A 13,450-nucleotide genomic window follows, 5' to 3' on the forward strand; every position below is an offset into this window, starting at 1 on the left:
TTATAACGAGAACGCCCGCGAGCCGCAACCCGCTGCGAACCGATGTAGAATGCGCGGCCTTTGTCTTGACGGAATCTTTAATGGATCGCCCGCGTTTACGAGCCGAATTTTTTCTTCCGCGTTTCTGGCCACTGTGGCTGGGCCTGGGGCTGCTGTGGCTGATCGTGCAGTTGCCGTACCCGCTGCTGCTCAAGATCGGTCGCGTCCTGGGCGCCCTGATGTACCGGGTGGCAGGCGACCGGCGGCGCATCGCCCAGCGCAATCTGGAACTGTGTTTCCCGGAAAAAACCGCCGCCGAGCGCAAGCGCTTGCTCAAGGAAAACTTCGCCTCCACCGGCATTGCCTTCTTCGAGATGGCGATGAGTTGGTGGTGGTCGCGCGCCCGTTTGGCACGCCTGGCCCATGTCGAAGGCCTGGAGCACCTCAAACAGGCTCAGCGCGAGGGCAAGGGCGTGATCCTCATGGCCCTGCATTTCACCACTCTGGAAATCGGCGCGGCCCTGTTGGGCCAGCAGCACACCATCGACGGTATGTACCGCGAGCATAAGAACCCGCTGTTCGACTTTATCCAGCGCCACGGCCGCGAGCGCCACAACCTCGATTCCCTGGCGGTGGAGCGCGACGATGTGCGTGGCATGCTTAAGCTGCTGCGCGCCGGGCGGGCGATCTGGTACGCGCCGGACCAGGACTACGGCGCCAAGCAGAGCATTTTCGTGCCGCTGTTCGGCATTCAAGCCGCGACGGTGACCGCCACTAGCAAATTCGCGCGCCTGGGCAAGGCCCTGGTGGTGCCCTTCACCCAGGAACGCCTGGCGGACGGCAGCGGTTATCGCCTGGTGATCCACCCGCCATTGCAGGGTTTCCCCGGCGAGTCCGAAGAGGCCGACTGCCTGCGCATCAACCAGTGGGTCGAAGCTTCGCTGCGCCAGTGCCCCGAGCAATACCTGTGGGCCCATCGCCGCTTCAAGAGCCGCCCGCCGGGCGAGCCGAAACTCTACGCCCAACGCTGATCCCTTCTTGACCTGCCCTGGAGCCTTGCAATGAGTCGTGCCGAACCGGTAACGGGTTTGATTCTTTCCGGGGGCGGGGCGCGGGCGGCGTACCAGGTGGGCGTGCTGGCGGCAATTGCCGAGTTGCTGCCGGCGGGGGCGGCCAACCCGTTCCCGGTGATCGTCGGCACGTCCGCCGGGGCGATCAACGCTGTGAGCCTGGCCAGTGGCGCGATGGACTTTGGCGCCGCCATCGAACGCCTGACCGCGTTCTGGCAAAGTTTTCGCAGCCATCAAGTGATGCGCAGCGACTGGCCGGGGGTGATCCGCCAGGCCAGCCGTTTTGTCGGCCATAGCCTGCTGGGCCTAGGCGCCCAGGTGCCGGTGGCGCTGCTCAACAGCAGCCCTTTGCGCGACTTGCTGCAAGAGCGCATTCACCTGGGCGGCATCGACGAGGCGATCAAGGCGCGGCAACTCAAGGCCGTGGCCGTCACCGCGTTTGGCTACGAGTCCGGCCATGCGGTGACCTTCTATCAGGGCGGCGGCACCATCGATGCCTGGTTGCGCCATCGCCGCATTGGCCTGCCGACGCCGTTGAGCGTCGAGCATTTGCTGGCCAGTTCGGCGATCCCGCTGCTGTTCGCGCCAGTGAAGATCGGCGACGAATTTTTTGGCGATGGTGCCGTGCGCCAATCGGCGCCCATCAGCCCGGCCCTGCACCTGGGCGCGAGTCGGGTGCTGGTGGTGGGCGTCAGCGGCAACCCGCGCGGCGCTGACCCCCAGCACCCTTTGCAGCGCAGCTACACCGGGCAGCAGCCGACCCTGGCGCAGATCGGCGGGCACCTGCTCAATAGCACCTTCATCGACAGCCTCGAAGGCGATATCGAGCTGTTGCAGCGCCTCAACCAGTTCGGCCACCTGCTGCCCCACGGCACGCCCACCCGCAGCCTGGGCGCGGCGCCGGTGGACGTGCTGGTGATCGCCCCCAGCCAGCCCATCGACGAAATCGCCGCCCGTCACCGCCAGGAACTGCCGCGGGCCTTGCGCATGTTCTTGCGCGGGCCTGGTGCCACCAAGACCAGCGGGGCCGGGGTGCTCAGCTACTTGTTGTTCGAGGCCGGGTATTGCAGCGAGTTGATCGACCTTGGGCGGCGCGACGCGCTGGCCAAGGCCGATGAGTTGAAGCGCTTCCTGGGGCTGTAGGGCCTCTACCTACCTGTAAGTTCTGACAGTATCCGTGCCTCGATCCGTCAGGCATCGTAGGGCCTGTGTTCAGCCTGATATGAACGAGGCGTCGCATGCCCCGCGCAACCCGGCTCCATGCCCACACCCCGACCCTGTCGGCGGTTGACCCGCGAGGCCTGCCGGTGCGCACAGTGGCCTATTGCCGCGAGCTTTCGCGGCAAGCCGCCGAGGCGCGGATCACCCGCCAGGTGTACGACGGTGCCGGGCGCCGCGTCGGCAATTGGGACCCGAGACTGTGGGGCCTTTCACCCAAGCCCAACCTGACCTCGGTGTACAGGTTATCCGGCCAGCCATTACTGACTGACAGCCTTGACGCCGGGTGGCAACTGAATTTGCCCGCGGTGGCGGGCCAGGTGCTGTCGGCGTGGGACAGCCGGGGCAGCCAACAGCATACCCAGCACGATGCGCTGCTGCGGCCGCTGGCGGTGCGCGAGGCTGTGGCGGGCGAGGCGGCCCGGTTCGTCGAACGCATGACCTACGCCGGCACCGATGCGGCGGCCCATAACCAGTGCGGCCGGTTGATTCGCCATGACGACCCGGCAGGCACGTTGCACCTGCGCGATTACGGGCTCGATGGCACGGCGCTGGCGGAGCAGCGCCAGTTCCTCGCCAGCCTGGAGCCGCCCGACTGGCCCATCGGCACCGGGCAGCGTGATGACCTGTTGGAGCCCGGGCCGGGTTTTATCAGCAGGCAAACCCACATCGCCACCGGCCAGTTGCACAACCAGACCGACGCCATGGGCCACCTGCGTTCGTTCACCTACACCCGGGCGGGGCAGTTGAAGTCTGCCAGCCTGCGCCTGGTGGGGGCGGGCCAAGTGCCACACCTGCTGGTCAGCGCGCTGGCCTATGACGCCTTCGGCCAAGTCGAGGAAGAAACCGCCGGCAACGGCGTGCATACCCGGGCCGAGTACGACCCTCGGGATGGTCGCTTGCTGCACCTGCGGGCGGCCGCTGCCCAGGTGCTGGCGGATGTGCATTACACCTACGACCCCACGGGCAACGTCCTCAGTATTGAGGATGTTGCCCAACCCGTTCGCTACCACGGCAACCGGCGCATCGAGCCGATCAACCGCTACCAGTACGACACCCTCTATCAACTGGTGCAGGCCAGCGGCCGCGAAGTCATCACCCCGGCCTATGGCCCGCAACTGCCGGCGTTGCAACCTTTGCCGGCCGACCCCAACCAACTGCGCAACTACACCCAGGCGTTTACCTACGACGCGGCGGGTAACCTGCTCAGCCGCCAGCACAGCGGCGCGCCCACCTTCGTCATGGCCGTTTCCCAGCGCAGCAACCGCAGCCTGGCCCAGCGCCCGGACGGCGGCCTGCCCGGCGAGGACGACATCGCCCAGGGCTTTGACGCGCAGGGCAACCAGCAAACCCTGCAACCCGGCCAAGCCCTGCACTGGGACGCCCGCAACCAGTTGAGCCGGGTTACCCAGGTGCAGCGCCCGGACGGTACGGACGACGAGGAGCATTACGTCTACGACCGCCCCGGCCATCGCCTGCGTAAAGTCCGACTGGCCCAGGCGCACCGTCGCACCCTGCGTGGCGAAGTGCGCTACTTGCCCGGGTTGGAAACTCACCAGCACGGTGCCGAGCGCTACCACGTCATCCACCTTGAGGCCGGGCGCAACAGCGTGCGGGTGTTGCACTGGGAAACTGCGCCGCCGGCGGGTGTCACCAACGATCAATTACGCTACGGCATCAGCGATCACCTGGGCTCCTGCACGTTGGAGGTGGATGAACACGCTGCCCTTATCAGCCAGGAAAGTTACTACCCCTTTGGTGGCACGGCGTGGTGGGCGGGCAGAAGTGCGGTGCAGGTCAAATACAAGACCGTGCGTTATTCAGGTAAAGAACGCGACGCCACGGGGCTTTATTACTACGGTTATCGCTATTACGCGCCGTGGTTACAGCGGTGGTTAAGTGCAGATCCGGCGGGGGAAGTCGATGGGCTTAATTTTTATTGGATGGTCAATAATCGGCCCACTTATTTGACTGATAAGAAGGGGTTGGTAGGGGGGAATGACTTGCCCGTGCCTGCGCAACAGTTGGGCCGCTGGAAGTTGGAGAAACTTGAGTTGTCACATTCAGCTTTGAAGTCTCGGGAGTCTGAAGGGCATGATCTCAAGGTGAGGTTAGTATTGTCTTATAAGGGCAGGTGGTTGGATAAGGTAAGAGGCCGTATGGAAGAGCCACCTGCGTTGACTTGGGATGAAAGTATTCATGTAAATGATCTGGAGAAAAAAGAGTCCTGGCAATTCAATGTGAATATGTATGAACACAACCCGTCCAGCCGGACCCTTGAGGCTTGGCCAAGGAGGTACATCGAAGCCTATAACACCGCTGCGGGCCAGCCAGGACTACAACGGGGAAGTGTCCGTCTATTGGATGTCAATGATTCGCCGGTGAGTATCGCGAAACTGGGTGAAGGGGTCGAGGGTAATGAAAATAAAGCCAATGCGGTCAGGTCATATTTAATTGCTTCGGGTGGAAAGCTGGAATTTGAGATTCATGATGTTCCATCCATTGTGCTACGGGAAAATACGCACAAGGAACGCTTGCTTCAAATCAGTATTGGATTGCAAGGTGCGCAGGGGAGGGCGTTATTTAGCCAATATTTGCTCGTGGATAATACCCATGGAGAGGTTAGGCGCGAGAGTACAGTGAATGCCGAGTACATTAGGATGGACCGCGCCGGGCTGGTGAAAGTCGAGGCGCCAAGCATCGTGAGAACACCCAGAGCCTATATTCGCATGCCAGGGGAGTATGTTTGATGTGCTGCTTGTGCGTTAGTCGGCTGAGCAAAGCGGGAATTTTTAATTTTAGAGGTCACGAGTTTTTGTCGCAGGAGTAGCCAGCGGGCAGGCCCGCTGGCTATAGACGAGAATGTTGTTTAGAAGTGCAACTTCACCAACAAGCTCGCGGTGTTCTGGTCGGTGTCGAAGTAGTGGCTGTCGTTGATGCCGTACTTGTTCTTCCAGTAGTCGTATTCAATACCCACGTACAACTGCTTCTCGCCGAAGTTGAGCGCTTTGCCCAGGTCGTATTTGATTTGCGGGTTGATGTGCAAGTTGGCGTGGTAGGTGCCCTTGCTGTTCTGGTCGTTGTCCACGACCCAGTCGATAAAACCGTCGATCAGGATGTCGGACTTGCCCACGGGAATGGTGTAGGCCCATACCGGGGTGATCTGCCAGACGTTGTCGCCGGCGCGCGGGCCTTCGGTCTGGCGGTTGTAGAAGTTCAACTGGAAGAAGTCGAAACCGGGGATGGCCAGGTCGAAACCCGGGCCGATCAGGTAGGACTCGTTGTCGCCTTCGCCAAACTCGTAGGTCATGGCCAGCAGCACGTCCTTGATCGGGCCGAACTCGATTTTCTGGTCGAAGATCTTGCCGAACGACAGGCGTGGGCTGAACTCGCCGTAGTAGGTGTTGGGGCCCGAGTTACTGTCTTTTTTACCGTTGTAGAAGATCTTGTCGACGAACAGGAAGTTGTCGCCGTACTTCCAGCCATCGGCGTGTTCGAAGGTGAAGGTCTGCTGTGTTTCGGGGTTGACTTCGAAGTTTTGCCCATACAGGTACGTCAGGCTGTTGTTCTGCCATTGCAGCAGGTCGCCCGCCATGGCCTGGCCGCCGGCCAGCAGGCCGGCAGCGAGCATCACACTGTTTACGGTACGTTTCATTCGGTTGCTCCCAAAAGTTGGTGGTTCTACGTTGTTCTTCAGTCAGCGCTCTGCTGTGGCGCCTGTTTTCACTGCAGTTAAAAGTTATCCGGTTGGTCAGCTTTGCTGTGCTTTGCAAGCGCTGAGCCAAGGTGAAGCGAAAACCAAACAACGCCCGTCGGCTGTCCGCAAAACAACCGAGTGGGAGTGTTTTTTTGTTGTGTTCGGGACGCCTTCGAACTAACCGGGGCCTGGATAAGTTGGCTGCCCGGTCAGGTTCGGGCGGTACGGCGGGGTCAGCCGTGCCGCGGCGCGGGCGCGGAGAATACTGGCTCCCACGGCCCGGCTCAAGTGCCCTGCAACAGCGCACCGCCAGCAATGTGGGCGCGCTATTGCCGGGCATTTTAGAAATGCACCTTGAGCAGCAGGCTCGCGGTGTTTTGGTTGGTGTCCAGGTTGGCGCTGTCGGCGATGCCGTACTTGTTTTTCCAGTAGCTGTACTCGGCGCCGACATAGACCCGTTTTTCGCCCCAGTTCAAGGCTTTGCCCAGGTCGTATTTGATCTGCGGGTTGATGTGCAGGTTGGCGTGGTAGGTGCCGCGCGCGTTCTGGTCGTTGTCCACCACCCAGTCCAGGTAGCCGTCGATCAGCAGGTTGGAGCGGCCCAGGGGGATGCTGTAGGACCAGGCTGGGGTGATTTGCCACACGCCATCGCCGGGGCGTGGGCCTTCGGTCTGGCGGCGGTAGAAGTTGAGGGTGAAGTAGTTGAAACCCGGCACCGCCAGGTCGAAGCCCGGGCCGATCAGGTAGGCCTCGCTTTCGCCTTCGCCGTACTCGTAGGTCATGGCCAGCAGTACGTCCTTGATTGGGCCGAGCTCGAACCTGCGGTCGAAGATCTTGCCCATCGACAGGCGCGGGCTGAACTCGCCGTAGAAGGTGTGCGCGCCTTTGTTCCGGTCTTCGGCGCCGTTGTAGAAGATTTTGTCGACGAACAGGAAGTTGTCGCCGTACTTCCATTTGTCGGCGTGCTCGAAGGTCACGGTTTGCTGGATCGCGGGGTTGATGGCGAAGTTCTTGCCATACAGGTAACTCAGGCTGTTGGTCTGCCACAGCAGCAGGTCGCCGGCCATGGCCGGGCCGGCCGCCAGCAGTGCGCCGCCCAACAACAGGCGTGAGGGGGTGAGTTTCATCGGTGTGCTCCCTGATTGTTTTTATTGTTAAAGGCGCAGGCAGACCGCTGACCGCGTGCGATCAAGCGCCGTCATGGGTGTTGCAGGTGGAACCGGTGGCGATGCGGGGCGCGTTTGCCGCGCCCGGGTCGATCAATGGGGGTGGGCGCTGCACTCACTGGCGGCGGCGCGGTGGCTGCCGCCGAGGATGTTGAACAGCAGGTTCAGCGCCAATGCGCTGAGGGTGGCCATGGCGATGCCGCTGTGGGTGATGGGGCTCATCCACAGGGGCAGGTGCGCGAAAAAGTCCGGGCGCACCACGGGGATCAGGCCCATGCCGATGCTCACGGCCACCAGCAACTGGTTTCGGCGGTCGGCGATGTCGGCTTCCTGGAGGATCTTGATGCCCGTGGCGGCGACCATGCCGAACATGGCGATTGCCGCGCCACCCAGCACCGCCGGGGGAATCGACGCCACCAGGAACGCAGCCTTGGGCAGCAGGCTGAGGAGGATGAGAAACAGCCCGGCGACGATGGTCACCGAGCGGCACCGCACCCCAGTCATCTGCACCAGGCCGATGTTCTGGGCGAAGGAGGAATGGGTGAAGGTGTTGAAGAACCCGGCGAAGAACGACGCGCCGGCGTCGCACAGCAGGCCCCGGCGCAGCATGCGCGGGGTGACGTCCTGGCCGGTGATCTTACCCAGGGCCAGGAACATCCCGGTGGATTCGACGAAGATAATCACCACCACCAGGCACATCGACAGGATCGGCGCGAGGTGGAACTGCGGCAGGCCGAAGTGCAGCGGGGTGACGAATTGCAGCCACGGCGCCAGGGCCATGCCGCTCAGGTCGACCATGCCCAGCGCGCCGCACAGTACGTAGCCCAGGGCCATGCCGATGAGCACCGAAATGTTCACCCAGAAACCGTGCATGAAGCGGTGGATCAGCAAAATAGTGCCCAGCACCAGGGCGGCGATGGCCAGGTAGATCGGCGAGCCGAACTCGGCGGCGGCGTTGCCACCCCCGGCCCAGTTCACCGCCACCGGGAACAGCGACAGGCCGATGGAGGTAATGACGGTGCCGGTGACCAGGGGTGGGAAGAAGCGCACCACCTTGGACATGAACGGTGCGATCAGCATGCCGAAGAAGCCGGCAGCGATGGTCGCGCCGAAAATCCCCTGCAAACCGATGCCCGGCATGCCGGCCATGGCCACCATGCTGCCGACGGCGGCGAAACTGGCGCCCATCATCACCGGCATGCGAATGCCCATGGGGCCGATGCCCAGCGACTGCACCACGGTGGCGATGCCCGCCACCAGCAGGTCGGCGTTAATCAGGAAGGCGATTTCTTCGCGGCTCAGGCCCGCAGCCTGGCCAACAATCAACGGCACCGCGATGGCGCCGCCGTACATCAGCAGGACGTGTTGCAAGCCCACCAGGATCAACTGCAACAGCGGCAGACGTTGGATGGCAGGCGCGTCGGCGACGTGCGTGGGGGATAACACGGACATGCAACACCTCGGATCTTTTTTTATTTTTGTAGGGTTTGGCCTGCAGCGGCTGGCGCCTGCCTGTCAGGGGAAGGCAGGCGTGCCAGGGCTAATGGTGGGGGCGGGCCTGCCCCCACAATAAATCACCCTCGCCAGGGGGCGATCAGTTCGTGGGCGCCCCCTGCACAATCCAGGCGCCGATCAGGTCACGCTCCTGCTGGGTCATCTGGGTGATGTTGCCCAGCGGCATGATTTGCGTGGCGACAGCCTGGGCCTGGATGCGCGCAGCCTGTTGCTGGATTTGCTGCGGGGTATCGAACATCACCCCGCCCGGCGCGGCGCTGAACAGTGGGCTGGTGGGCTTGGCCGAATGGCACACGGCGCAGCGTTCCTGGATCACGCTATGCACCTTGCTGAAGTCGCCGCTGCCGGCCTGGGCGTTGGCCGCTTGCGGTTGCTGCGCCGGGGCCGCGGCCGCGGCAGGTTTGGCGCCGCCACCCAGGGCGGTTTCCGGCAGGGGTTGGTACTCGATGGCGGCCGGGGCCTTGGCGGTGTCCGGGGCCAGGGCCACGGGTTTTGGCCCGGTGACGTAGGCCAGGCAGATCATCGCCAGTGCGCCGGCCGGCAGGGTCCAGGCGAACTTATTGCTGTTGTGGCGGGTGTTGAAGTAATGGCGCACCAACACCGCCGCCACCGCGATCCCGGCCAGGATCAGCCAGTTGTACTGGCTGCCGTAGGTGCTGGGGAAGTGGTTGCTAATCATGATGAACAGCACGGGCAGGGTGAAGTAGTTGTTGTGCCGCGAACGCAACAGGCCCTTGGCCGGCAATGCCGGGTCGGGGCTGCGGTTCTCGGCGATGGCGGCCACCAGCGCGCGCTGGGCCGGCATGATGATGCGGAACACGTTGCCGACCATGATGGTGCCGATTACGGCGCCCACGTGCAGGTACGCGCCACGGCCGCTGAACACCTTGCTGAAACCGTAGGCTGCCGCGATCAGCAGCACGAACAGGATCAGGCCGAGCAGGGCAGGGTGCTTGCCCAGGGCCGAGTCGCACAAAAAGGAGTAGACGAACCAGCCGACGAACAGCGAGCCCAGGCCCAGTAGCACGCCTTCGGGGCCGCTCAGGCTGCTGCCCGGGGCCAGGAGGTAGAGCGTGGGGTTGGCGTAGAACACCACGCACAGCAGCGCGACGCCCGACATCCAGGTGAAATAGGCTTCCCATTTGAACCAGTGCAGGTTGTCCGGCATGGTCGGCGGGGCCAGTTTGTATTTTTCCAGGTGGTAGATACCGCCACCGTGGATCGCCCACAGATCGCCCGCCAGGCCATCCTTGGGGTTGACCCGGTTGAGGTTGTTCTCCAGCCAGACGAAGTAGAACGAGGCCCCGATCCAGGCCACGCCAGTAATCATGTGAACCCAGCGCACGCTCAGGTTCAGCCATTCCATCAAATGTGCTTCCACAGTGCTTACCTCTTGCCCGACACCCTCGTCGTGGGGTGTGCGGGCCTTCTCTTATTGGTGGGGGGCAAGGATCAACCGCTCATCCTCTTTGAAAAAATGCTCATCGCAGTTATTGCCTGTGCCACTGCGATCAACCACCAGGAAGTCATCCCGCTTTTCGATCGTCAGCACCGGGTGGTGCCAGACGCCGCGATGGTAATTGATGCCCTGCCTGCCATTGGTGCGGAAGGCGCGGACCAAGCCTGATACAGGTGCATCGCCAACGGGCGCGACCACGATCAGAAAGGGGTTGCCGAGCAGCGGGATGAAAGCCTGGCTGCCCAGCGGATGGCGCTCCAGCATGCACAGGGTCAACGGCATGTCCTGCGCCTCGGCGCGGAAGATGCTGATGATCGCCTTGTCTTCGGGCAGGGCCGTTTCAACCTCGGCCAAGCGGTGGAAGCGCAGGGTCGAACCGTTGTTAATCATGAAGTGAGCACTGCCGTCGGTTTCGATCACGTCACCGAAGGGGGCGAAGGCTTCTTTGCTTAAGGGTTCGATCGTGAGTGTGCGCATGCTGTTCTTCTTATTCAGGGTTCTGTGTTGTTTGCTCTGGTGCTATCGCGAGCAGGCTCGCTCCCCCAACTGGAATTCATTCCCCTGTGGGAGCGAGCCTGCTCGCGATCGGGTTGTCGCTTACTTGGCCACCTTGCCCAGGATGCGCAAGCGGCTCACGCCACCGTCCGGGAAGATGTTGAGGCGGATGTGGGTGATCGGGCCCAGGGCCTTGATCTGCTCGGCGAAGGTGTGTTCGGCGTGCATTTCCAGCTTCTGGCTGGGCAACAGTTCCCGCCAGAACAGCGATTGGGTTTCGATCTGGCTGTCGGTGCCGCCCTTGACGAATGCGCCCTGGATCGAGCAGCTATCAGGGTAGTTGCCCTTGAAGTGCAGGGTGTCGACGACGATTTTTTCCACTTCGCCGGCATGGCCCAGGGCGACGATCACCCAGTCATTGCCCGGCGTGCGGCGGCGTGCGGTTTCCCAGCCGTCGCCCATGTTGATGCCACGGCCCGGGTTGAGCAGGTTGCTGATGCGCCCGAAGTGCTCGTCGGAGCAGGCCAGGGCCCGGCCGCCGTTGAGGGCGCTGGCCAGGTCGAGCTGTTCGTTGTCGCCCACCGCCGACCAATCGCGGAACGGAATGCCGTACACCCGCAGGCGCGCAACGCCGCCGTCGGGGTAGATGTTGAAACGCAGGTGGCTGAACGCCTGCTCGTTGTTGATCTCGTGGTAGTGGTGGCTGTTGCCCTGCAACTCCACCGCCGACAGCACTTCGCTCCACTGGGTGTTTTCGCCCGGCTCGCCGTCGGCCAGGAAGCAGCCTTCCAGGGACGCGGAGGGCGGGAAGTTGCCGGTGAAGAATGAAGTGTCGATGTCCAGGCCTTTGATCTGGCCCGGCACGCCGAGGCGGATCACCGCGCTGTCGTAGCCTTCAAAGCGCTTGCGGCGCGACTCCCAGCCGTCCATCCACTTGCCGTTGTCATCGAAAACGCCCTCCTTCCATACGGCCGGGGTCGGCTGGAACATGCGGTTGGCATCGGCGAACCAGTCATCGGTGACCGAAACGATCTTGGTGCCCAGGCGGGCATCGGCCAGGTTGACGAACTTCTCGAAAGGTACGGCGTAAGCTTTCATTCTTCTTGTCTGCCTTTAATAAAGTGGCTTGGGATGCTTGCAGGGCCCTGGGCGACGGGGCGTTGTGTGCCGCTCGGGCCAGGCTCGCTATAGGGTCAGTAAACGCAGCAGGGCGATTTTGTTGATCTCGCTCAGCGCGCACTGGAACTCGGTGTCTACCGGGTTGTGGATGCGCGTTTCGAACGCCGCGAGGATCTGGTGCCGGTTGCTGCCTTTTACCGCCATGATGAAGGGAAACTTGAACTTGGCTTTGTAGGCCTCGTTCAACTCGGTGAAGCGCTGGAACTCATCGCTCGAGCATTGGTGAATACCGGCGCCAGCCTGTTCGCTGGTGCTGGCTTCGGTCAGTTGGCCCTGGATGGCCGCTTTGCCCGCCAGGTCCGGGTGAGCGTTAATCAGCGCCAGTTGCCTGGCGTGGTCGGCGCTCAACAAAATGTCGCTCATGCGCTGGTGCAGGGTTTCGATCTCGTCGATCGAAGGGTCCTGGCCCAGCTCGAAGGCCTTTTCGGCCACCCATGGCGAGTGTTCGTAGATGTCGGCAAAGGCCTCGACGAAGGCCTCGCGGCTCAACGTCGAAGGCTTGAGGGTTTGGAAAGCGGTCATTGCGCGGCCCCTTGGAATGGGTGGACGTCGTGCCAATGGCGGGCGATATCGACGCGGCGGGTGAACCACACCTGCTCGTGGCCCTTGGCGTATTCGATAAAGCGCTTGAGGGCGGCCAGGCGCGCGGGGCGGCCGATCAGGCGGCAGTGCAGGCCGATGGAAAGCATCTTCGGCGCCTCGCTGCCTTCGGCGTAGAGCACGTCGAAAGCGTCCTTGAGGTAGTTGAAAAAGTCGTCGCCGGTATTGAAGCCCTGCACCTGGGTGAAGCGCATGTCATTGGTGTCCAGGGTGTAGGGGATCACCAGGTGCGCCTTGCCGGTGGGGTTGCGGCTTTCCCAATAGGGCAGGTCGTCGTCGTAGGTGTCGCTGTCGTAGAGGAAGCCGCCTTCTTCCATCACCAGGCGCCGGGTGTTGGGCCCGGTGCGGCCGGTGTACCAGCCCAGCGGGCGTTCGCCGCTGATGTCGGTGAGGATGCGGATGGCTTCGAGCATGTGCTCGCGCTCCTGGGCCTCGTCCATGTACTGGTAGTCGATCCAGCGGTAGCCGTGGCTGCAGATCTCGTGGCCGGCGGCGACCATGGCGCGGATCACGTCCGGGTGGCGCTGGGCAGCCATGGCCACGGCGAACACGGTGAGCGGGATGTCGAATTGCTTGAATAGCGCCAGAACCCGCCACACGCCGGCACGGCTGCCATACTCGTACAGCGACTCCATGCTCATGTTGCGCTCGCCTTGCAGCGGCTGGGCCGAGACCATCTCCGACAGAAAGGCCTCCGACTCCTTGTCACCGTGCAGGATGTTGCGCTCGCCGCCTTCTTCATAGTTAAGGACAAAGGACAGGGCGATACGGGCATTGCCCGGCCAGTGTGGGTGCACGGGGTTGGGGCCGTAGCCGATCAGGTCGCGTGGGTAGTCGGCGCTCACTGCGTGGTTCCTTCTTGTGCGTGGCTAGGTCAGTAGCAAAGGGTGGCGTGGCGGCCTGACGGTGGAGGGGCAGGCTGGCGTCACAGCGATGGGCTGATTGTATACAAGTTTATATTCAATTTGTAAGCCTGTTTTTTCCCCAATTTCATTTTCGGGTTGGCCGGGGAGCACTGCAAGAAACCTGCCTCGTTAGTCAGTTGTTGGACGAAAGGTCTGGGCCGCCTGTG

Annotated in this window: 11 protein-coding genes; 3 read left to right on the plus strand and 8 right to left on the minus strand. The window is 62.6% G+C overall.

What is annotated here, in order from left to right; genetic code table 11:
* Window positions 1–80: 80 nt before the first annotated feature.
* The 3 genes from AC19YR_RS02295 to AC19YR_RS02305 all read left to right on the plus strand — a co-directional run bounded on the left by AC19YR_RS02295 (window position 81) and on the right by AC19YR_RS02305 (window position 5,017).
* The gene (locus AC19YR_RS02295; RefSeq protein WP_095107422.1) at window positions 81–1,010 is read left to right on the plus strand and encodes a lipid A biosynthesis lauroyl acyltransferase; all 930 of its coding nucleotides are present in this window, start codon (window positions 81–83) and stop codon (window positions 1,008–1,010) included.
* A gap of 30 nt (window positions 1,011–1,040) precedes the next feature.
* Window positions 1,041–2,192: a patatin-like phospholipase family protein gene (locus tag AC19YR_RS02300; RefSeq protein ID WP_500596984.1), complete on the plus strand. Its 1,152-nt coding sequence runs from the start codon at window positions 1,041–1,043 to the stop codon at window positions 2,190–2,192.
* Between the two features lie 95 nt (window positions 2,193–2,287).
* Window positions 2,288–5,017 carry an RHS repeat domain-containing protein gene (locus AC19YR_RS02305; protein WP_500596986.1) on the plus strand — a complete coding sequence of 910 codons (2,730 nt, stop codon included), beginning with the start codon at window positions 2,288–2,290 and terminating at the stop codon, window positions 5,015–5,017.
* Between the two features lie 119 nt (window positions 5,018–5,136).
* On the opposite strand, the gene AC19YR_RS02310 is transcribed toward AC19YR_RS02305, so the two are convergent.
* The 8 genes from AC19YR_RS02310 to puuE all read right to left on the minus strand — a co-directional run bounded on the left by AC19YR_RS02310 (window position 5,137) and on the right by puuE (window position 13,223).
* Window positions 5,137–5,922 (minus strand): outer membrane protein OmpK, encoded by a 786-nt coding sequence (locus tag AC19YR_RS02310; protein WP_500596988.1) that lies wholly within the window; start codon window positions 5,920–5,922, stop codon window positions 5,137–5,139.
* 383 nt (window positions 5,923–6,305) lie between these two features.
* Window positions 6,306–7,091, minus strand: coding sequence for an outer membrane protein OmpK (locus AC19YR_RS02315; RefSeq protein ID WP_500596989.1), 786 nt, complete (start codon window positions 7,089–7,091; stop codon window positions 6,306–6,308).
* A 132-nt stretch (window positions 7,092–7,223) separates the two neighbouring features.
* Entirely contained in the window at window positions 7,224–8,582 is a 1,359-nt protein-coding gene (locus AC19YR_RS02320; protein ID WP_095107427.1) for a nucleobase:cation symporter-2 family protein, read from the minus strand.
* A gap of 142 nt (window positions 8,583–8,724) precedes the next feature.
* Window positions 8,725–10,026 carry a urate hydroxylase PuuD gene (locus AC19YR_RS02325; RefSeq protein ID WP_500596991.1) on the minus strand — a complete coding sequence of 434 codons (1,302 nt, stop codon included), beginning with the start codon at window positions 10,024–10,026 and terminating at the stop codon, window positions 8,725–8,727.
* 51 nt (window positions 10,027–10,077) lie between these two features.
* Window positions 10,078–10,581, minus strand: coding sequence for an ureidoglycolate lyase (locus tag AC19YR_RS02330; RefSeq protein WP_095107429.1), 504 nt, complete (start codon window positions 10,579–10,581; stop codon window positions 10,078–10,080).
* Between the two features lie 120 nt (window positions 10,582–10,701).
* Complete coding sequence (alc, locus tag AC19YR_RS02335; RefSeq protein ID WP_095107430.1) at window positions 10,702–11,697, minus strand: allantoicase; 996 nt, start codon at window positions 11,695–11,697, stop codon at window positions 10,702–10,704.
* A gap of 87 nt (window positions 11,698–11,784) precedes the next feature.
* Window positions 11,785–12,300 (minus strand): 2-oxo-4-hydroxy-4-carboxy-5-ureidoimidazoline decarboxylase, encoded by a 516-nt coding sequence (gene uraD, locus AC19YR_RS02340; protein ID WP_095107431.1) that lies wholly within the window; start codon window positions 12,298–12,300, stop codon window positions 11,785–11,787.
* A complete protein-coding gene (puuE, locus tag AC19YR_RS02345; RefSeq protein ID WP_095107432.1) occupies window positions 12,297–13,223 on the minus strand; it encodes an allantoinase PuuE in 927 nt (308 codons plus the stop codon). Before puuE ends, uraD begins: the two co-directional genes overlap by 4 nt.
* Between the last annotated feature and the right edge of the window lie 227 nt (window positions 13,224–13,450).

It is taken from the genome of Pseudomonas sp. MF08817 (genome assembly GCF_059862705.1).

Excerpts from the sequence above, each read along its gene's own strand:
- AC19YR_RS02295 (WP_095107422.1), top strand. The coding sequence starts at position 81 with ATGGATCGCCCGCGTTTACGAGCCGAATTTTTTCTTCCGCGTTTCTGG.
- AC19YR_RS02300 (WP_500596984.1), top strand. The coding sequence starts at position 1,041 with ATGAGTCGTGCCGAACCGGTAACGGGTTTGATTCTTTCCGGGGGCGGG.
- AC19YR_RS02305 (WP_500596986.1), top strand. The coding sequence starts at position 2,288 with ATGCCCCGCGCAACCCGGCTCCATGCCCACACCCCGACCCTGTCGGCG.
- AC19YR_RS02310 (WP_500596988.1), bottom strand. The coding sequence starts at position 5,922 with ATGAAACGTACCGTAAACAGTGTGATGCTCGCTGCCGGCCTGCTGGCC.
- AC19YR_RS02315 (WP_500596989.1), bottom strand. The coding sequence starts at position 7,091 with ATGAAACTCACCCCCTCACGCCTGTTGTTGGGCGGCGCACTGCTGGCG.
- AC19YR_RS02320 (WP_095107427.1), bottom strand. The coding sequence starts at position 8,582 with ATGTCCGTGTTATCCCCCACGCACGTCGCCGACGCGCCTGCCATCCAA.
- AC19YR_RS02330 (WP_095107429.1), bottom strand. The coding sequence starts at position 10,581 with ATGCGCACACTCACGATCGAACCCTTAAGCAAAGAAGCCTTCGCCCCC.
- alc (WP_095107430.1), bottom strand. The coding sequence starts at position 11,697 with ATGAAAGCTTACGCCGTACCTTTCGAGAAGTTCGTCAACCTGGCCGAT.
- uraD (WP_095107431.1), bottom strand. The coding sequence starts at position 12,300 with ATGACCGCTTTCCAAACCCTCAAGCCTTCGACGTTGAGCCGCGAGGCC.